Here is an 18,797-nt window from a genome sequence, read left to right as displayed (position 1 = left end):
TTCAGGTTAGCGTGTGCAGACATGAAGAGTATCCGTAAATTCGCGTGATTGAAAACCTAAAAGACAAAATAAAGTCAAGAGGTGTAGGCGAAGGGGAGAGACAAGACATGAAGCTAAGTAGAATGCGAGAATAAAGCGGCGAAAATTGCTGGTTTTATTCGTTCTTTCGGCGTTGGCATAGTACACTTGAACGGACATTAGGTGAATCACAGCAGGCGGTTTTGCCCATGAGCAGAGAGCATTCCCCTTCTTCTGGCGTCGTTGGCACGGTCAAAGGTCCGGGTGAAAACGGCAATCAGTATGTATTCATTACATCGGACAATCGCTATGTCAAGATTGGCGAGTACGTATACTACCAAGTTTCTGAAGCTGGAGAGCCGCGCAAAATTTTGGGCAAAATTTCGGATAGGCGATTGATTGATCACTTACCTGACCGTATTTTTGCAGATACAGAAATTAGCCCAGAAGCGATCGCGGCGCTCGTTGGATTCACATACGCCAATCCTGAGATTTACGAAGTCAGCGTTGATGTGATTGGTTATTTTCACACCGCACTGGGCTTTATGAATCCTCGCAAGACGCCCGATCCAGGGGCGAAGGTGCATTTAGCAGACGATGATATGTTGCGGCACATTCTTAACCGCAAGCAGCCGCGGGAAGTAGGAGCCGCACACATTGGGTCATTGCTGCTAAGAGAAGGAGATGCTGTGCCGATCGCGCTTGATGTGAAAGAGCTAGTTAGCACGCACATGGCGATTTTGGCAGGTACAGGATCGGGAAAATCTTATACCGCAGGAGTCTTGGTCGAAGAACTGCTATTGCCGCACAACCGAGCGGCAGTTCTAATTTTTGATCCGCATGGTGAATATGGAACGCTAACGGACATGCGAGGGCATCCTAGCTTCCAAACACCCGATGGCTATGCGCCAAAGGTAAAAGTGATGACGCCAGATGATATTAGAATTCGGGTGTCGTCATTGGATTATTACGATGTCTTGACGCTGCTGCCCGAGATGAGCGATCGTCAACAATCGATTCTTAACAAAGCCTATCGGTTGTTGCAGCGACACAAGAAAGGGGACTATCGCTGGGGCATTCAGGACTTAATCGCGGCGGTGCGAGAAGCCGATATTCAAGTCGATGATGATGGTAATGAGAAATCTGGTTCGTCGGCTCCTGCGCTGGAGTGGAAATTGGAGCGACTGGAGCGATCGCAGTACTTCCACCCGCTAGAACACAGTATTGGACCCAAAGAACTATTTGAACCGGGGCAAGTCACTGTTCTACAGATGAATGAGATCAGCCAAGAGGAACAGCAGGTCATTTGTGCCGCCGTTCTCCGGCAGACGAATCAAGCCCGGATGAACACTCACAAGGAATTAATTGCCAAAACAGACGAACATTATTTGCCGTTCCCGGTTTTCATTCTATTAGAGGAGGCCCATCGATTTGCGCCTTCTAACGAGCCTTCGCGCTGTAAAGCAGTGATCCGTACCATTCTTAGTGAAGGTCGAAAGTTTGGGCTAGGCGTGGGACTCATCACCCAACGTCCTGGAAAACTAGATTCGGATGTGCTGTCTCAGTGCATGAGTCAGTTCATTATGCGAATTGTGAATCCAGTCGATCAAGATAGTTTGAAGTATGGAGTTGAAGCCGCAGGGCGCGATCTGCTGAAAGAACTGCCTGCTTTAACGAAGGGGCAAATCATTGTGGCGGGAGCCTGTGTCAATACTCCAGTACTATGTAAAGTGAGGCAGCGACTCACCAAACATGGCGGAGAAACGTTGGATGCCCCCGCCATGTGGCAAAGCCACTTCCAGGTTCATCACATTCAAGAACGCACCCTTGAAAGAGCGCCCGTTGCCGTTCCTAGTCGAGCAAAAACGGTTCGAGGGCGCAGTATCGATTAGAGAAGCATTTACTTCAGTCGTTCTAGAGTAGATTCTTTGTACTTGCGGTAGAGAACCGTACGATCTTGCGCGATCGCGCTCCGTTTGTCGGATTTAGGAACAGATGCCATCAACTCAGATGCCTGTTCCCACAGCTTCGCAACGTCCTGTTTCTGTGGAGCCGTCTGAGCCGTTGTACCCATTTTAGAGGCTTTCTCAGCTAGCCGGACAGCCACAGCAAACGGATCTTGCGCCAGATTAGACTTCTTCACTTCCTGACTGCTTGGGGCTGTATCCGATGCAGGAACCAACTTCTGCGCCGTAATTGCTAACGTAGATTGGAGCAATTGAGGAAAGCCTCCAGTTTGCCAAGAGTAGGCACCCCAGCCTGCGGCTAACACGGCAGCACTGATTCCTAAACCGCCAAAAACACCCTTAGCGAACAAACGCTTTTCACGGGCAGCTTGAACCGATAGCGGCTTCCGAAAATCGTCTTTATAAGCAAACGCTTCGCGCCACTCTTCAGCGCTTCGGCGAAGAATATTTTTGCACTTCAGCGATATTTCTTTTGACCACAGCACTTGTCCATCGGGATCGCGATGAATCTCATCCAGCCAAAGAAGCTGCTGCTCACGAACGAGCCGGGAATTGATATTGACTCGCCGAATGTTCTTTGGCGAAATCGATTCGAGGGTTTGGCGGATGCGATCGATCAAATAGGTTTGCTCTAGCTGTTCGGCGGTCGGAGCTTCGCACAGCAATTGCAACACGCCGTTTGCAAAAATAGCGCGAGTTCGTACTCCCGAATCCGCAAGTTTGTCGTTGAGAACTTGGATGATAGCTGCAACACTGCCCTGATGAGCCTGTCGAAGGATGTCGTTCGCTGGATTCGCAATCATGAATTTAGCAGTAAACGATGAAAAGACCCTGCATTTGAAACCAATACGATAATATATCGCTTGATTTGACTTTACTAGATAAAAAACAGGAACCGCGACACGAATGAAGTATGGATTAGCTAGCAAAAAGTGCAGAAATAGTTTTTTGTCTCGAAGTTAGAGGTTTATTTTCTAGTGCAAATGACGATTGTCGTTGAAGCGCCGAATCTGCCATAGGTCAGTATTAAAGCGGTTTTGGTTATCTAAATTCCAACGCGATCGATCGAGCCAAAATTCAAATAAGGCGGTATTTCCAGCACGCAGTCGCCACGAGCGATCGCTGCCCAGTAATTCTGCAATTAAATGCTGCAAAATCCAACTGTGGCTTACGATCCAGACTTGATCTCCATCTTTGTGAAGATTTAGTAAACGCTGTATAAATTTTCGAGCGCGATCGCGAGCGTCTTTCAGCGATTCTGCTTCAGGAATCTGAATCCAGTCTGAGGACGCTTCAAGTTTGCGACAGAACTCGGGATAGCGAGATTGTGCTTCTACCCAAGTCAGACCCTTGAAGACGCCATTTTGAAATTCTTTGAGTTCTTCCGCGTATTTCAGTACGATCGGGCGACGAATCGGTTTATCTTCTGGCGGAGCTTCGGTGGCGGAATCGATTAGATCGCTCACCGTTGAGGGCAAGATTGCCGATTGAAACCCTGATAACAAAATTTCGGTTGTCTGAGCGGCACGTTTGAGCGGACTGCTGTAAACGTGACTTGGACGCCAAGAATCAGCTAATAAGTGTTTTGATAACTTTTCGGCTTGCTGTCTGCCGAGATCCGATAACTCAAACTCTTCATGTCCCTGCATCCGTTTTTCAACGTTGCCTTGAGATTGGGCGTGGCGGATGAACAGGAGTTTTAAGACTTTAGGCATGGACGTGAAGGAGGGTTGAGGGACGGAGTTAAAAGATGGGTTGGGTGAATCTAAAGATGGGGAGTGAAAATTTTAAGTTCGCTCTTAGTAAGCTGACGTGATCGGTCATAAGTACAACTACAATTGCAAGAGAAGAGCCAAGAAAAGCTAGTTTGACCTATGACATTAGTGAAGTCCACGACGCGCCACATTCATATTTTCACAGCAGAAGTGCAAGATAACGAGTTAGTTCCTAGCAACAACGTTATGACGCTGGATGTTGATCCAGACAATGAGTTGAACTGGAACGATGATGCGTTGCAAAAGGTGTATCGCAAATTTGACGATCTCGTTGAGTCGTATGACGGACAAGATTTGACCGAGTATAACCTACGCAAAATTGGATCGGATCTCGAACATTTTGTACGATCGCTACTCAATAAGGGCGAGATTTCTTACAACCTGAATAGCCGCGTGCTGAACTACAGTATGGGAATGCCGCGTCTCAATGTGGATGATACGACTCCGTAGACCCAATGTTGAAGTCTACTGATCGCATTGCTGTCCTCTTAAGCGGAGGAATTCGGGGAACCCAAGGAAAGACAGGACTGGCACTGATTCGCTTTCGTTCTGATGCGATCGCAGTGGTGATTGATCGAGACTGTGCGACTGAATCGCTGCGATCGCTGACGAATACTGCTTGTGATGCGCCCATTGTCGCCTCAGTTTCCGAGGCTTTAGCCTATCAACCTAACGTTCTTGCGATCGGGATTGCGCCATCTGGTGGAGCATTGCCGGATGAATGGCTACCCGAACTGACGCAAGCCGTTGCATCGGGCTTATCGATTGTGAACGGTTTGCACACTCGTCTAGCCGACCTTCCCGAGCTTCAAGAACTGCTTCAACCCAGGCAGTGGATTTGGGATATTAGACAAGAACCTCCGGGCTTAAACGTGGGAAGCGGACAAGCGCGAGAGTTGCCCTGTCGAAGAGTTCTGACGGTGGGAACCGATATGAGCGTCGGCAAGATGTCTACCAGTTTGGCACTCGATCGCGTCGGGCAAAAGCGAGGACTGCGATCGCGCTTCCTGGGCACTGGGCAGGCAGGCATCATGATTGCAGGCGATGGGATTGCGCTAGATGCCGTCCGAGTCGATTTTGCGTCAGGAGCCGTGGAACAGTTGGTGATGCGCCACGGGAAAAATTACGAGATTTTGCACATTGAAGGACAGGGATCTCTGTTTAATCCTGCGTCAACTGCGACGCTGCCGTTACTGCGGGGAAGTCAACCTACTCATCTGATCTTGGTGCATCGGGCGGGGCAACTCCAAATCCGCAATTTTCCTCATGTACCAATTCCGCCGCTCAAGGACGTGGTGACGGTCTATGAAACAGTCGCGGCAGCCGGAGGATCGTTTGCGCCGACTAAGGTTGCGGGCATTGCTTTAAATACGGCACATCTGAATGAGGATGAGGCAGCGGGTGCGATCGTAATCACCCAAGAAGAAACAGGATTGCCTTGCACCGATCCGATTCGCTTTGGCGCAGAGGTACTACTCGATGCCATTCTCGATCGTGAAGCTGATTAGACAACAACTCCGAAATCTTGATCACTGCCGTTTGCGATGTCTGCTTCGGCTTGAGCAATCAGGCCATCCAATTTACCTGATGCCAAATCCGCTTCAATTTGCTGATCCCACATCTCATCAAGGTATTCCTGAAGCCATTTTGCAAGATTGCGGACTTCTTCTTCTGGTAGTTGCTTGATCGCCGATTCAACTTCTAGGCGAGTGGTCATAAGCACTCCACATTACAAGAGTGTACTTGTATGGCCACCAATTATAGCTTGGAGGTCAGCAGTATTGAAAACACTTGAATGAGGCAGCGGGTGCGATCGCACTAGAGAAAGCCGATCGTAAACGATGAACAGTAGACGAACGAATCGATCGTTCATCTGTGCAAATTGAACGCATAATCAATTAGCTCCTTAGCTATGTCAGTAGTTATGGAGTCAGGGCTAGTAGGGTATGACCAGTACTCTGCTAGTCCGTTCTATTGAACGCTAGTGTATCAACACGGGATCAAAAATACTACTGTTTGATTAGTCTTTTTATTATGAAGAAGTGCTTTTAGATGAGTCACTAGAATAATTGGTTTAGTGGATGAGTTCGCCACGGAATACAATTTACTAAAGCATAGATAAAAATAGATATATGACAGTTTGTTCCCCAATCCTTTCAATGCCTGAATTGAGGCTTATTGTCCTGCTTACACTTTCTGGTAAAAACATTAATTATTTAATTAATGTTTTTACCAGAAAGGAAGCATGAGGGAGAACTCATACTTCACAGATTCTATAGAGCACCCCTGAGTAGCTTTATATCTATACTGAAACACTTGAAGTACTGTCTTACAGATGACGAAAGCTTACTGAATTGCAGAAAGTAAAAGTTTCAATCATGTTGCAAGATTTTGAACAGGCAATGTTAGAAGTCCAAGTTGTTGGCGACGAATGGAATAAATCCAATCGTGCAGACCTTGATGCCTTTGAAGCAAGAACCGGATTGCTTCTACCTGAAGAATACAAGGAGTTTTGCCAAGTCTTTGGAGACGGATATTTTCGCTTTGGCATAATCTCTACGCCCTCAGAAGAAGGAAACAACTTTACCGAATATGCATCAGATAGTATGGAGAACTTGGAGATGCAAGATGTTGAAGATTTTGACCCTGAAACGGCAAAGCATTTAGTATCTCTACGTCAATTATTTGCTCATGCACTTGAGTTTGGGACTAATGGTGAGGCAATGTCTTTCTTTTGGGATAGCAGAACTTACAGCGAAACAGACAAAAGCTACGACATTTACATTGCATCCTTTGAAAACTATAGATGGTGCAAGTTTGGGCGAAGCTTTTTTCAGTTTATTCAAACACTATTTATCGAGAATGATTTTCGTCTCTTGCCCCCTGATCTGAGATTGGAGCCAGAAGAAGAACCGCGCACTTTTAATATCCGCGTTACTGTTGAAGACGAAGACACAGAAGATAGGAATGACTAGCTATGCTAAGAGCACGATAGATGAAGCATTAGAGCAGTATGAGTATGACGTAGCAGGCAATCAGACCGTGAACATTAGCAAACTAGTGCCTCTACCTAGGATTTGCGGCATAACTATTGATTAGGCTGACGCTTTCTCTATAGCTCCCCCAATCAAGGGTATTAGACCGAAAGGTGTCGATTGCCCTGCTTGCACACCCCAGAAAAACATTATGTTTTTCATTATGTTTTTGGTGTGGAGTAGGACAGGTGATCTAGCAGATTACCCTCTGACTATAGAGAAAGACTAGAAGGTTTGATGCAGGACTAGGGAATTTTGACATAAGACTGGAGATTTTCTGACATAACTTATGTCAATTCAAGGAATAGCCTAGTGCTACAAGGCTAGTAGACAAACTTCAAAGCTAGTAACTGGTTCAAAAGGTTATGTCAATTTTATGGCAATAGTGGAAAGTTTTTTGGCTAGTGAAGTAGAACTTTTGTATCAAAAACAAAAGGTTCTAGAGAGCTGATAAATCCCCAGAACCTGCTCATACAGACTAGTTGAGCAATTTCACTAACTCTGATGAAATAGGTGCGAAAAATGGGGGCGAAGGGACTTGAACCCTTACGACCTTGCGGTCAACGGATTTTCTTACTACTGTAGCTTTCGCCACCACGCTTTCAGTTGGTTTTCCTTTAAGCGTGTTTGTAGTCTGGACTATGCCTTTACCTTTTAGCGCACTGCACCAGTCAGGTAGGAGCCGTCTAGTCTCTACACTTTCTCTAGCAACACGTTAATCTGAGAGATAACGTATTGACCTAGAGCTTAGCTCGGCGTTGGCAGGTTAAAGCGTTCACCGAATTTGACTCCATTCACACAAAGCATTTCTGCTCAGGTGCTCAATTTATCTAAGTCCGTAGCGTCTACCATTCCGCCACGCCCCCAAGTTTGCTTCAGCTAAAGTGCCAGAACCTAACTTCAGACAAGCAAAGAGTCAGCACACGGCTTTCTTATTACTAGTCGTAAGTCCACTTCGGACAAAGGCTGAGCTTTTACCTTGTTTATTTCACCATTAATTGAGCAACTTATCAACTTTTTACGAGTATTCGTTACGAGCATCCACGTTGTTGAGCAATCCTTCGGAGCTTGGCTTTGTCGATCGCAGCACTCTCTAAGCCCTAAAGTTCAGCATTCTGCGGTTCAGTAAAGATTCCTTACCCCGAAAAACGGTACGATAGGAAAGTTGCTACAGCAGTACAGCTATGCTTGTTGCTCTCTTATACTTAGCGCTCGGTGGTACTTATCTATTAGTCGTGCCCCTGATTCTATTTTTCTACCTACAGAAGCGTTGGTACGTTGCAAGCTCATTTGAACGAGCATTTATGTACTTCATGGTCTTTTTCTTCTTTCCGGGGCTGTTTGCGCTCTCGCCGTTTCTCAATTTCAGACCAAAGCGCCGTCAGATTGAGGCATAAGGAACGTCAATGCGTCGAATTGATGCGATCGCAATCACAATCGGGGTATTCCTGGCGGGTGGAGTGCCCTATTTTCTGCTGAAAGGCGCGGGTATTGATAGTCTCAGCGCTGGAATCTGGAGCCAACTGCTGCTGGTCGGCGGATTGGTGGGCTGGCTAGCCAGTTACTTGTTCCGTGTGGTCAGCAAAGATATGACTTACAACCAGCAGCTAAAAGACTACGAGGACGCTGTACTTCAGAAGCGGCTAGAAGAATTGACGCCAGAAGAGCTAGAAAAGCTTCAGGCGGAGGTTGAGCAGGAACGCAAAGGAAAGCCGGGTTCATGAAGAATGGGTATGTCTAGGAGCAAATTTACAGTACCCTACTGATCTACGCTTTCTAGAGGATAGCCATGACTTCAGTTTCTCAATGCTTCGAGCAGCTTCGAGATCACGCTCGATGTGCCCTGATTCCCTTTATTACGGCTGGCGATCCAGATTTGGGGACGACGGCAGAAGCATTACGAGTGCTCGATCGCAGTGGAGCTGATCTGATCGAGTTGGGCGTGCCTTACTCTGATCCGTTGGCGGATGGCCCAGTGATTCAGGCAGCGGCAACGCGATCGCTGCAACGAGGAACACGTCTCGAAGATGTGCTTCAGTTGCTAAAAGACGTGACGCCAGAGTTGCGATCACCAATCATCCTATTCATGTACTACAACCCGATCCTCAATCGCGGCATCGAACGCTTTCTCAAAGAAATTTCGGAAGCGGGCGCAAAAGGATTAGTTGTGCCTGATCTGCCGCTAGAAGAAGCGGATGCGCTGCTAAAACCCGCCAAGGACTATGGGATTGAAGTAACTCTGCTGGTTGCGCCGACAAGTTCGGCAGAGCGAATTGCCGCGATCACACAGCAATCTCAAGGATTTATCTACCTCGTCAGCACGACGGGCGTAACGGGAATGCGTGCCCAAATGCAATCTCGCGTCAAAGATTTGATTCTAGAACTCCGACAAGCGACAGATAAACCGATTGGGGTCGGGTTTGGAATTTCTCAGCCTGATCAAGCGCATCAAGTGATGGAGTGGGGATCGGATGCGGTGATTGTGGGCAGTGCGGTTGTGAAGCGCTTATCGGAAGGAACACCGAAAGAAGGATTGGCTGCGATCGCAGAGTTTTGCCAAAGTCTGAGAAGCGCGATCGTGTCTGAGTAAACGCAATCAATCACATCACCGTGAACATCTTCAGCGATTGAAAAAGCGATCCAATTTCTTGGATCGCTTTTTCAATTTACGTCTTAGCACATCAATCTAATTAGACGGTCATGATGTCTTTTTCTTTATCCGCTAAAACCCGTTCAACTTCAGCCGTGTACTTATCCGTTAGCTTCTGAATTTTGTCCTGCAAATCTTTCGATTCGTCTTCAGAAATTTCTTTGGCTTTCTCCTGCTTCTTCACCGCGTCCACACCATCCCGGCGAATGTTGCGAACCGACACTTTCCCTTCTTCAGCGTACTTAGCAGCAAGCTTCACAAGTTCTTTTCTACGATCGCTCGTCAATGGCGGAATGTTCAGCCGAATGTTCGAGCCATCGTTGTTGGGCGTTAAACCGATATCTGACAACGAGATCGCTTTCTCGATCGTATTTAAACTGCTGCGATCGTAGGGTTGAATTTGAATCGTCGAAGCATCTGGCGTAGAAATGTTCGCCATTTGCTTGAGCGGGGTGGGCGCACCGTAATATTCAACCACAATTTTATCGAGCAAACTCGAATTCGCTCGACCTGTCCGAATGGTATTAAAAGACCGTTGCGTGGCTTCGACCGCCTTTTGCATATGGTCTTCGACATCAGCAAACTTCACAAGAACCTCCGACAATCGTTCCGATCGACTCGCCCATCACTGCCCGACGAACATTTCCTCTCACCGAAAGGTCAAATACAATGATGGGGATGTCGTTATCTTTGCATAAAGAGATGGCAGTGCTGTCCATAACCTTCAGGTCGTTCGTGAGAACGTGAGCGTAGGTTAGGCTTTGAAAGCGTTTTGCTGCCGGATTCTTCGTCGGGTCAGAATCGTAGACTCCATCTACCTTTGTAGCTTTAAATAAGACATCTGCTCCAATCTCAGCAGCACGCAGGGCGGCGGTGGTGTCGGTGGTAAAGAACGGATTGCCTGACCCTGCGCCAAACACCACGACGCGACCTTTTTCGAGATGACGCATGGCGCGGCGACGAATGTATGGTTCTGCCACTTCTTGCATGGCGATCGCAGTTTGTACCCGCGTCTGCACGTCAATTTGTTCGAGCGCATCTTGCAGGGCGATCGCGTTCATCACGGTCGCGATCATGCCGATGTAGTCTGCGGTGGCGCGATCCATCCCAGCGGCTGCACCCTTGACGCCTCGAAAAATATTTCCGCCGCCCACGACGATCGCAACCTGGACTCCACTTTGAACGATTTCAGCAACTTCTTCAGCAATGCCATTGACGACGGCAGGATCAATTCCGTATGAAAGCTCTCCCATTAGAGCTTCCCCGCTAAGCTTTAGCAGAATCCGCCGATACGTGACTCCCATTGTATTTATTTTTCGTGATAGTTGGTTCCCAACAAAGATAACAGCAGATGGTGGATTTGTGGAAATTTCATCAGGTAGGCTTTAGGTTTTGTCAAGCTGTTTCGTTTGTGAAGTTGCATGAGCTGTACGGCGAGTTATACGGCGTGTACGGTAAGTTGCACGAGCTGTACAGTAAGTTGCATGAGTTGTACGGTGAGTTGTACGGCGTGTACGGTAAGTTGCATAGCGTGAGAAGCAAGTTGCACAAGCTGTACGGTGAGTTGCATGAGTTGTACGGTGAGTTGTACGGCGTGTACAGTGAGTTGCACAGCATGTACGGTGAGTTGAACTTGGAGTGTTGCCACTCACGCAAGATTATTAAGATAAAGTCCGTCAGACTTGTAGAAGTGAATGCAGCGAACGATTAGGAGATGAGGCAATGAGTCGAATTGTGTTAGCGACGATCGGATCGCTCGGTGATCTTCATCCCATGATTGCGCTCGGTTTGGGCTTGAAAGAAAGAGGTCATGAGGTCGTCGTTGCCACTCATGCCGAATACCGTCCGACGATCGAAGCGTTAGGGCTTGAGTTTAGGGCGATGCGTCCTCATTATGCGGCGGAGAGTGAGCCTGAACTCATGGCACAACTGATGGACAGCCGAAGGGGAACTGAGTTTGTGGTGAAGGGGCTGATGAGCGTTGTGCGGGAAACCTATGCTGATTTGCTCGCTGCCGCACAGAATGCAGACTTGATCATTGCAGGCGAAGTCGTCTATGTCGGGCGATCGGTAGCGGAGACGTTAGGGATTCCTTGGGCGATCGCGGTGTTATCTCCCATTTCGTTTCTTTCGGCTTACGATCTGCCCGTTTTTCCAGGATTGCCAGGGCTAGCGGCGCTGCGATCGCTGCCTCCAGTCGTAACGCGCCGAGTCATTGATTCTGCAAATCTTGCCACTTGGGATTGGAGCAAACCGTTGCGGCAACTGCGACAAGAACTCGGCTTACCGCCTACAGGCAATCCGATTACGACAAGCAAATTCTCCCCTTATCTTGTTCTAGCATTATTCTCTGCGGCATTTGCGGCTCCGCAACCGGATTGGCCAGTAAGCACAGTCCAGCCGGGGTTTGTCTTCTACGATGGCAACTCAGAACTGACTCCAGAACTAAAAGCGTTTTTAGACGCGGGAGAGCCGCCGATCGTCTTTACGTTAGGTTCAGCAGCCGTTTTTGACCCCAGAAACTTCTATGACGAAAGCATCGAAGCGGCGAAGCGATTAAATCGTCGTGCCGTTCTGCTGATTGGCAAGAATCCTCAACCGAGCGGACTAACTTCAGATATTGTTGCGTTTGATTATGCGCCTTACTCTGCGATTTTTTCTCGTGCCTCTGTTGTGGTGCATCAAGGCGGCATTGGTACAACGGCGCAAGCACTCAGAGCAGGCTGTCCGACCGTTGTGATGCCTTATAGTCACGATCAGCCAGATAACGCCGCCCGCTTAGAACGCCTGGGAACATCGCGTACCATTCCACGTATCCGCTATCGGGCAGAGCGAGTAGTCAACGTACTGCGGGACGTGTTGAGTAATCCGCGCTATGCCAAAAATGCCGCCGCGATTCAACAGGTAATCAGCAGCGAAGACGGGGTAGGGGGAGCGTGTGCTGCGATCGCGCAAACGTTGAATGCTCATAGGCACAACACGACAGAGATGGGGATGAAGGATGAGGGATGAAGTTGTTCTTATTTCGTCCCGCTTTGCGAAGCGTTGCCGTAGGCGTCTCTTGATTGATACAGCATTAATGGACTGTCAATGAAATTTTGAGGGAGGGCTTCGCCCCGCTTCGCGATGAGGGATGAAATCAAGATGGCTTCTTCACTTCATCCCTCATCCCTTGCTTGACAAAGCACTAGCGTCCTCTCTTTCGGCGAATGAATTACGGTATAGTTGCCTACAACCAATTGGCACAACTCATCGATAGAGCGATTCTATGGCGGCGTTGAAACTTCCGGCTATTTTTGGATCTTTACTTAAACAGGATCGGCTTGGTGTGCAGCGAGCAGTGTTGCTTGCCACAATTTTCTTTTGCGGTCTCCTGCTAATCGGAATTCACCGTTACTTCACGTTCTACACATCCTATGACCAGGGGCTGTTTAATCAGTTGTTCTGGAATAACTTGCATGGGCGATGGTTTCAAAGCTCACTCACGTCGGCAAACTCAGTTGTAACGCTAGAAGATGGAGTCACGCCAACCGTTGCATTTGTCCATCTAGGACAGCATTTTGTTTTAGATTTTCTGCTGTGGCTGCCGTTGTACGCGCTGTTTCCCCATCCGGTCACGCTCATCGTGCTGCAAGTGGGACTGATGACCGCAGGCGGATTAGTCCTGTATGCCTTAGCCCGTCATTATCTCGTACCGCAACTATCGCTGTGGATTACCGGAAGTTATTACAGCGCGATCGCGGTCGTCAGTCCTACGCTCGCCAATTTCTACGAACACTGTCAGATTCCTCTATTCGCGTTTGGCGCATTGCTAGCAATGGAAAAGCAGCGCTGGATCTGGTTTTGGGTCTGTGCCGTGCTGCTTTTAGGGGTTCGAGAAGAAGCGGGAATCATTCTGTTTGGGATTGGCGTGTATCTGATGCTGAGTCGTCGCCACCTGTGGCTTGGCGCGGCGGTCTGCGTGGTGAGTTTTAGCTACATGATGATTGTCACTAATGCAATTTTGCCGAATCTTGCACCCGACAGTTCGCGGCTGTATTTAGCGAAGCGGTTTTCACAATATGTCGATTCGCCTAGTCCATCGACGCTGCAAGTGCTGTGGGGCATGATTACCCATCCGGTACAACTCTTATCGAGCGTGTTTTTACCCCTCGATCGCAGAATTGGCTATCTGTTGGGTCATTGGCTTCCGCTTGCCTTTGTCCCTGCCGTTTCGGGAGTGTCTTGGGTCGTGGCAGGCTTTCCGCTTCTGTCACTGATGTCGCAGAAGGGAGTATCGGCACTAGCGATTCAGTTGCGCTATGCGATCGCGGTGGTTCCGGGAATCTTTTACGGCGCAATCCTCTGGTGGTCACTTCACCCAGAGCGGTTTACACCCAAGTTTCAAAAATTTTGGAAAGCGTGCATTGCTCTGTCACTTGTAGTGATTTTGACCAGCAATCCGAATCGATCGCTTTCATTTATCATTCCAGATTCAATTCGTCCGTGGGTGTTTGTGCCCATCACACGGCAGTGGGAACACGCCAGACATATCAATACTCTGCTAAAACGAATCCCCAGCGATGTCAGCGTTTCTGCCACGACGTATATTATTCCGCAAGTCTCGACGCGGCGAGCAGTCGTGCGATTGCCACGAGTTGAGCTTTACGATGATCGGGGCGAGAAGATTTCGGTGGACTATGCGATCGCAGACATTTGGCAACTTGCTGAGTACAGCAAAGCCTTTCCTGACAGCCGAGCGGCGCTCAGCACGACAGTTCCACAAATCGAAAAACTTCTCGCTGAAGACAAGTACGGACTGCTTCAGGTTGAAGATGGCGTTGTTTTGCTTGCAAAGAGCCAGCCGTCTGATCCTCAAGCGCTGAACCAATGGGCGCTCTTACTGAATCAAATCCGTTCCTAAAAGATCGGGCGGTCAAACCAAATTACAGGCGTCTCTTTCATCTTTTCCTGTATCGTGATTTATGTGTTCTAGTCAACCTGCGGTATGATGGGCTGCCAACTTCAGCAGAAAGGACGGCAAATCAAGAAACCAATGTACCGTAGCATCTCTTGGTGAACCGACTGTGAGTAATTAACTGTGAGTAATTATCCGAAGGCAAGACAAACTCCTCCGATCGCGCGTCGCACCGGGAATCATTCACTGTCTACTCGCTTCAGCGTAACGGGGCAGGTCTCGGTCATTTTGCCCGTCTATAACGAACAAGCGTCTATTCAAAAGACGTTTGAAGCACTGCTGCACTACCTGCCGGATCATCCAAATTATAAGTTTATTTTCGTCAATGATGGATCATGCGATCGCACCAAAGAAATTTTGGCAGCCGGACTGTATGCCACCAAAGCTAGACGAATTGAACTGTTGTCCTATAGCCCTCGTGCAGGTAAAGGATATGCGGTGCGACGCGGCGTGGAATATACCGATAGCGATATTATTTGCTACTTAGATGGCGACCTGAGCTACTCGTTAGATCACTTGGATGAATTGGTTGAAAAGCTGCGATCGTGTGACGTTGTGATCGGCGCTCGAACCCTAGCAAGAGGCAATGGCAAGAAACTAAAGCTGAAGCGCAAACTTGCTGGAAAAGTTTCTAACTTTCTAGCGAGCCGCATTTTGAATCTTAACTACAGCGATATGCAGTCCGGCTTAGTCGGCTTTCGCGGGGAGGCTGCTAGAAATCTGTTTGGTGCTCAAGAGCTAACGGATGCTGCGTTTGATGTGGAGTTGATTTATTTGGCGAAAAAGTGGGGCTATACGATCGGCGAAATTCCAGCCAAAGTTTCTACTCGCCATCGGCTAAAACCATCAAACGTGAATCTGCTGCAAGATTCGATCCGAATGCTGATAGATTTGCTAAAGATTCGATTGAACGATTGTATGGGTTTGTACCGCTAATGTCTTGGTTAAATCTGCTGTCATTTGCTGGCATCTTTGCTCTGTGCGGCATTGCTTGGCTCGGGTCAGAAAATCGCCGAATTATTTCTTGGAAGGTGATTTTGTGGGGAATTGGGCTACAGCTAGTCCTGGGATTGTTAATTTTTACATTTCCGATCACTCGTACCCTCGTGAGTGCCGTTAGCACCAGCGTGAATGCCATTTTAGATGCCACAGAAGAGGGCGCACGATTTATCTTTGGCCCGTTGCTGGTTCCCAATCCCGCCACTCCATCGGGTCCAATTCTGGTAGGACGCTGGATCGCAAGAGCGGTGACGCCTCCCTATGTTCCGGTTCCGGGCGATCGCTTAAGTCCCGAAAACCTCAGCTTGGGCTATGTCTTCGCGTTTCGGGCATTGCCCTCAGTGATTTTCTTCTCTGCCTTGATGTCATTGCTTTATTATTTGAGGCTGATTCAGCCTGTTGTTCAAGCGTTTGCTAAGCTGTTTCGGCGAACCATGAATCTGAGCGGTGCAGAAGCGCTCAGCGGCGCAACGAATATCTTTGTCGGTATTGAATCGGCGCTTGTTGTTCGCCCGTTTTTAGCAGACATGACTCGTAGTGAACTCTGCGCGATTCTCACGGCCTGCTACGGTAGCATTGCTTCAACTGTGTTAGCGCTGTATGCTGGGCTGTTGCGTCCGACGTTTCCAAATATTACAGGACATTTGGTTTCCGCGTCGATAATGGCGATTCCTGCCTGTTTTGTGATGTCTAAATTGTTGGTTCCTGAGACAGAAGTACCAAAGACCTTAGGCAGTCTGCCCGAAGAGAACATTAACGAGAGCGATGATAAACCGGCTGAATCGATCAATGCGATGGAGAGTGTGATCGTTGGGGCAATGGAAGGGGTGAAGTTGGCCATTGCGATCGCGGCTCTACTCATTGCGATTCTCGGACTGATTGCCTTGGTCAATCTCTTCTTTGGGAATCTCGCGTCTCTCGCAAACAGCAACAGTTTAATTTTGCGGCGGATTGGCTTAATTTTCCAAGTGATCACCCTGCAAAACATTATGGGAGCGCTGTTTTTGCCGCTCACCTTTCTCACAGGCGTTTCGCAAAATTGGAATGAACTCTGGCAAGCTTCGGTGTTGATTGGTAGCCGATTAATTCTGACCGAAGTGCCGTCATATCAGCAGCTTGCGGTTCTAGGAAGTCAGGGCGTGATTAGCGATCGCGGTTTGCTGATTGTCAGCTACGCCCTGTGTGGATTTGCTCACTTGCCCTCAGTCGGAATTTTTGTCGGCGGATTTTCGGCTTTGATTCCGTCGCGTCGCAAAGATTTGAGCGAATTGGGCTGGAAGGCACTGTGGGCGGCGACGTTAGCAACGCTGATGATCGGCTGTGTCGCTGGCGTGTTTTATTTTGGTAATGCATCGGTACTAAGAGGGTAGGAGTCATGAAATCGAGACGCCGTTGGATGATTGGATGCACTATAGGTGCGATCGTTGCTATTGCGTTGCTGATGGGTCGCCCTGTTTCTGTGATTGCTCAGTCGCCCTCGCCGTCTCCGAGTGGTGGGATAGGCGTCCCTGTCGATCCAATTCCCGTTGATCCGAGTCTGCCCAATCCACGACCCCCGATTCCGACGGCTTCACCGTCTGCCTCTCCATCTCCAAGCGCTTCTATCACGCCGATTCCGACGATTACGCCAGTTCCCATTGCACCCGGAGGCATTCCCTCGACTCCGTTGCCTGCTGCTCCGACGGCTACTCCATTACCCCTAGGCGGAGAGTATCAAGATCCGAGTGGACAATTTAAGGTCGGCATTCTCAAGGATTTTAAGGTGAGTCCGTTGGCAGGTTCAGTGTTGATCGAGTCGCCTGATGGTAACTTGGCCTATACCGTGCAGATGCAGCCTCAGGCGCAGTTAGGCGTTGCGGGCGGACTACTGCCTAACGATGCCTTGGTTAGAGTCGTGCAGAACGCGTTTAAGCAGGGTGAAGGCTTTGCTACAGGAGAAGTGCGATCAATTGCGGGCGGACTGCAACTCGACTGGACAGGGAATCTAACGATCGCGGGGCAAACTCAGCCCGTGGGCGGTGTGATTCTATCGCGTCAGGTGCGGGATGGTGTGCTACTGCTGCTGATTGCGGCAACAGAATCAGGCGGCGATCGCGTGTTAGGCGCGGCATCTGCGTTAGTAGATGGTTTTCAATCGCTTCGGTAAACCTTATTGCGGCGCAGTCATAGGCTGCAATAGTCGCTTTCTTGATCGAGGAGTCGCAAATGCTAATGCGATCGCATAGGCCAACATTCCGTTACTGTTAGTAAATGGGGGTATAAACAGCGGTAGAAGCAGAATAAACTTACCTAGATGATTCGCTTTGCCAAACAAATAGACGAATAGCGGAATATACCAAACGATTCCTGTGATCCAGGGTTTGGGATTGAAAAGATTAATGCTATTGATCATGGCAAAAAACTGAAATTCGAGCGTGTCTCGCCGGAGATAATAGAGTAGGAGGGCAAATGCGATCGCGCCCACAATCATTGACGCTACTGGGCTATGGCGTAAAAACGGATTCATGTAACCGTTGACGAAATCGTGGGTCACTCGCAATCCTCGGCTATCGACCGACGTAACGACTCGATTGAGGGTGTTTTGTCCATGCGTGCTGATGGGCACTGAACTCGTAAGTCTGCCAAACACCTCAGGTAAGATTCGCTGCACGTAATGAACGTAAATAGACGAATTGAAATAGGTAAGCGGCGCTAAAAGAAACGCCATAATAAACCCCACTCCATAAGCAACTAGTTTGTACTCTCGCTTAATTAAAAAATAAACCAGCGCAATTCCGGGGAATAGTTTGATGCAAAACGATATCGCGATTAGAAAAGCGGGCAGAACTTTTTGTCTTGACTGCTGATAAATCAGAAAACTTAAGACCGTGAGATAACAAACAAGAATGTCGATTTGTCCACGTTCAAATGTAGCAAAAACAGGAAAACTAGTCATTGCAAAGAGTAAAGGTTCGCCCTGAATCACAAAATTACTCTGCTTGACTAATTCAAATAAAAGCAACCATAAAACAATTAAAATAACAACGCTGTAAACAATTTTTGCCGTCATGTAAGGCATTAGCGCAAGCGGCGCAAAGAAGAACGCTGCGATCGGTAGATAAATAAATCCTGAACCGGGCGAGTCATTTGCATTTACTGGCGTGTAGAACTCGGGATATTGATTGACATGGTTGAAGTAAGGATCTAATCCATACAAAATCGATTTGCCCGCAATGTAATAAGGACGAAGATCAATTTGATACGACTCTAAAACCAGATAAACAATCAGTGCAGATGGTAAGAGATAAATGAAGTATTCGCGAATGAAGCGAAGTAACGAAAATCGGGGTGCAGAAGCCATAAATTCAGTCGTCTTCTCAACAATCAATGACGCAGAACGAAGCTTACTCTACACCA

General features: G+C 48.3%; 19 protein-coding genes. 12 read left to right on the top strand and 7 right to left on the bottom strand.

Annotation, left to right across the window (positions count from 1 at the left end; translation table 11 throughout):
* Positions 1-227 precede the first annotated feature (227 nt).
* A complete protein-coding gene (locus AC5JLB_RS07270) occupies positions 228-1,910 on the top strand; it encodes an ATP-binding protein (protein ID WP_495873166.1) in 1,683 nt (560 codons plus the stop codon).
* An 8-nt stretch (positions 1,911-1,918) separates the two neighbouring features.
* Here the strand turns inward: AC5JLB_RS07270 and AC5JLB_RS07265 are convergent, their stop codons facing one another.
* Both AC5JLB_RS07265 and AC5JLB_RS07260 read right to left on the bottom strand, forming a co-directional pair.
* Positions 1,919-2,788: a hypothetical protein gene (locus AC5JLB_RS07265; RefSeq protein WP_495873165.1), complete on the bottom strand. Its 870-nt coding sequence runs from the start codon at positions 2,786-2,788 to the stop codon at positions 1,919-1,921.
* Positions 2,789-2,959: 171 nt separating this feature from the next.
* The gene (locus AC5JLB_RS07260; protein WP_495873164.1) at positions 2,960-3,700 is read right to left on the bottom strand and encodes a histidine phosphatase family protein; all 741 of its coding nucleotides are present in this window, start codon (positions 3,698-3,700) and stop codon (positions 2,960-2,962) included.
* Positions 3,701-3,859: 159 nt separating this feature from the next.
* Here AC5JLB_RS07260 and AC5JLB_RS07255 point away from each other — a divergent pair, with 159 nt between their 5' ends.
* Together AC5JLB_RS07255 and AC5JLB_RS07250 are read left to right on the top strand one after the other, a co-directional pair.
* A complete protein-coding gene (locus tag AC5JLB_RS07255; RefSeq protein ID WP_495873163.1) occupies positions 3,860-4,210 on the top strand; it encodes an NAD(P)H-quinone oxidoreductase subunit M in 351 nt (116 codons plus the stop codon).
* A gap of 5 nt (positions 4,211-4,215) precedes the next feature.
* Complete coding sequence (locus AC5JLB_RS07250) at positions 4,216-5,268, top strand: N-acetyltransferase DgcN family protein (RefSeq protein WP_495873162.1); 1,053 nt, start codon at positions 4,216-4,218, stop codon at positions 5,266-5,268.
* Here the strand turns inward: AC5JLB_RS07250 and AC5JLB_RS07245 are convergent.
* Positions 5,265-5,477: a hypothetical protein gene (locus tag AC5JLB_RS07245; protein WP_495873161.1), complete on the bottom strand. Its 213-nt coding sequence runs from the start codon at positions 5,475-5,477 to the stop codon at positions 5,265-5,267. The genes AC5JLB_RS07250 and AC5JLB_RS07245 overlap by 4 nt on opposite strands.
* Before the next feature lie 661 nt (positions 5,478-6,138).
* Between AC5JLB_RS07245 and AC5JLB_RS07240 the strand changes: the two genes are divergently transcribed.
* The 4 genes from AC5JLB_RS07240 (at position 6,139) to trpA (ending at position 9,385) form a co-directional block, all read left to right on the top strand.
* Positions 6,139-6,735 carry an SMI1/KNR4 family protein gene (locus tag AC5JLB_RS07240; protein WP_495873160.1) on the top strand — a complete coding sequence of 199 codons (597 nt, stop codon included), beginning with the start codon at positions 6,139-6,141 and terminating at the stop codon, positions 6,733-6,735.
* Positions 6,736-7,979: 1,244 nt separating this feature from the next.
* Positions 7,980-8,192, top strand: coding sequence for an NAD(P)H-quinone oxidoreductase subunit L (gene ndhL, locus AC5JLB_RS07235; RefSeq protein WP_162424593.1), 213 nt, complete (start codon positions 7,980-7,982; stop codon positions 8,190-8,192).
* 9 nt (positions 8,193-8,201) lie between these two features.
* Positions 8,202-8,519 carry a DUF3007 family protein gene (locus AC5JLB_RS07230; RefSeq protein ID WP_495694268.1) on the top strand — a complete coding sequence of 106 codons (318 nt, stop codon included), beginning with the start codon at positions 8,202-8,204 and terminating at the stop codon, positions 8,517-8,519.
* Between the two features lie 65 nt (positions 8,520-8,584).
* Complete coding sequence (gene trpA / locus AC5JLB_RS07225) at positions 8,585-9,385, top strand: tryptophan synthase subunit alpha (protein WP_495873159.1); 801 nt, start codon at positions 8,585-8,587, stop codon at positions 9,383-9,385.
* 100 nt (positions 9,386-9,485) lie between these two features.
* Here trpA and frr read toward each other — a convergent pair whose 3' ends face one another.
* The 3 genes from frr to AC5JLB_RS07210 form a co-directional block, all read right to left on the bottom strand.
* Positions 9,486-10,034 carry a ribosome recycling factor gene (gene frr, locus AC5JLB_RS07220; RefSeq protein ID WP_495873158.1) on the bottom strand — a complete coding sequence of 183 codons (549 nt, stop codon included), beginning with the start codon at positions 10,032-10,034 and terminating at the stop codon, positions 9,486-9,488.
* Positions 10,021-10,749, bottom strand: coding sequence for a UMP kinase (gene pyrH / locus AC5JLB_RS07215; RefSeq protein ID WP_495694265.1), 729 nt, complete (start codon positions 10,747-10,749; stop codon positions 10,021-10,023). Before pyrH ends, frr begins: the two co-directional genes overlap by 14 nt.
* Before the next feature lie 134 nt (positions 10,750-10,883).
* Positions 10,884-11,093, bottom strand: coding sequence for a hypothetical protein (locus AC5JLB_RS07210; RefSeq protein ID WP_495873157.1), 210 nt, complete (start codon positions 11,091-11,093; stop codon positions 10,884-10,886).
* A 74-nt stretch (positions 11,094-11,167) separates the two neighbouring features.
* On the opposite strand from AC5JLB_RS07210, the gene AC5JLB_RS07205 reads away from it, so the two are divergent.
* The 5 genes from AC5JLB_RS07205 (at position 11,168) to AC5JLB_RS07185 (ending at position 17,547) form a co-directional block, all read left to right on the top strand.
* Positions 11,168-12,457: a glycosyltransferase gene (locus tag AC5JLB_RS07205; RefSeq protein WP_495873156.1), complete on the top strand. Its 1,290-nt coding sequence runs from the start codon at positions 11,168-11,170 to the stop codon at positions 12,455-12,457.
* Positions 12,458-12,713: 256 nt separating this feature from the next.
* Complete coding sequence (locus tag AC5JLB_RS07200) at positions 12,714-14,348, top strand: DUF2079 domain-containing protein (protein WP_495873155.1); 1,635 nt, start codon at positions 12,714-12,716, stop codon at positions 14,346-14,348.
* 177 nt (positions 14,349-14,525) lie between these two features.
* Positions 14,526-15,338, top strand: a complete 813-nt coding sequence (locus tag AC5JLB_RS07195; RefSeq protein ID WP_495873154.1) for a glycosyltransferase — start codon at positions 14,526-14,528, stop codon at positions 15,336-15,338.
* Positions 15,338-16,771, top strand: a complete 1,434-nt coding sequence (locus AC5JLB_RS07190) for a NupC/NupG family nucleoside CNT transporter (protein WP_495873153.1) — start codon at positions 15,338-15,340, stop codon at positions 16,769-16,771. The genes AC5JLB_RS07195 and AC5JLB_RS07190 overlap by 1 nt, the downstream gene beginning before the upstream one ends.
* 5 nt (positions 16,772-16,776) lie before the next feature.
* Complete coding sequence (locus tag AC5JLB_RS07185) at positions 16,777-17,547, top strand: hypothetical protein (RefSeq protein ID WP_495873152.1); 771 nt, start codon at positions 16,777-16,779, stop codon at positions 17,545-17,547.
* A gap of 3 nt (positions 17,548-17,550) precedes the next feature.
* On the opposite strand, the gene AC5JLB_RS07180 is transcribed toward AC5JLB_RS07185, so the two are convergent.
* The gene (locus tag AC5JLB_RS07180) at positions 17,551-18,741 is read right to left on the bottom strand and encodes a glycosyltransferase family 87 protein (protein WP_495873151.1); all 1,191 of its coding nucleotides are present in this window, start codon (positions 18,739-18,741) and stop codon (positions 17,551-17,553) included.
* Between the last annotated feature and the right edge of the window lie 56 nt (positions 18,742-18,797).

The sequence above is a fragment of the Myxacorys chilensis genome, assembly GCF_059505265.1.
Note: the sequence above shows the minus strand (reverse complement) of the source record. Positions and strands in the feature narration are given on the sequence as shown.

Coding starts and splice junctions, on each gene's coding strand:
- AC5JLB_RS07180 (WP_495873151.1), bottom strand. CDS start 18,741: ATGGCTTCTGCACCCCGATTTTCGTTACTTCGCTTCATTCGCGAATAC.
- AC5JLB_RS07250 (WP_495873162.1), top strand. CDS start 4,216: ATGTTGAAGTCTACTGATCGCATTGCTGTCCTCTTAAGCGGAGGAATT.
- AC5JLB_RS07200 (WP_495873155.1), top strand. CDS start 12,714: ATGGCGGCGTTGAAACTTCCGGCTATTTTTGGATCTTTACTTAAACAG.
- AC5JLB_RS07190 (WP_495873153.1), top strand. CDS start 15,338: ATGTCTTGGTTAAATCTGCTGTCATTTGCTGGCATCTTTGCTCTGTGC.
- AC5JLB_RS07265 (WP_495873165.1), bottom strand. CDS start 2,788: ATGATTGCGAATCCAGCGAACGACATCCTTCGACAGGCTCATCAGGGC.
- AC5JLB_RS07255 (WP_495873163.1), top strand. CDS start 3,860: ATGACATTAGTGAAGTCCACGACGCGCCACATTCATATTTTCACAGCA.
- ndhL (WP_162424593.1), top strand. CDS start 7,980: ATGCTTGTTGCTCTCTTATACTTAGCGCTCGGTGGTACTTATCTATTA.
- AC5JLB_RS07240 (WP_495873160.1), top strand. CDS start 6,139: ATGTTGCAAGATTTTGAACAGGCAATGTTAGAAGTCCAAGTTGTTGGC.
- AC5JLB_RS07260 (WP_495873164.1), bottom strand. CDS start 3,700: ATGCCTAAAGTCTTAAAACTCCTGTTCATCCGCCACGCCCAATCTCAA.
- AC5JLB_RS07205 (WP_495873156.1), top strand. CDS start 11,168: ATGAGTCGAATTGTGTTAGCGACGATCGGATCGCTCGGTGATCTTCAT.
- trpA (WP_495873159.1), top strand. CDS start 8,585: ATGACTTCAGTTTCTCAATGCTTCGAGCAGCTTCGAGATCACGCTCGA.
- AC5JLB_RS07185 (WP_495873152.1), top strand. CDS start 16,777: ATGAAATCGAGACGCCGTTGGATGATTGGATGCACTATAGGTGCGATC.
- AC5JLB_RS07270 (WP_495873166.1), top strand. CDS start 228: ATGAGCAGAGAGCATTCCCCTTCTTCTGGCGTCGTTGGCACGGTCAAA.
- pyrH (WP_495694265.1), bottom strand. CDS start 10,749: ATGGGAGTCACGTATCGGCGGATTCTGCTAAAGCTTAGCGGGGAAGCT.
- AC5JLB_RS07245 (WP_495873161.1), bottom strand. CDS start 5,477: ATGACCACTCGCCTAGAAGTTGAATCGGCGATCAAGCAACTACCAGAA.
- AC5JLB_RS07230 (WP_495694268.1), top strand. CDS start 8,202: ATGCGTCGAATTGATGCGATCGCAATCACAATCGGGGTATTCCTGGCG.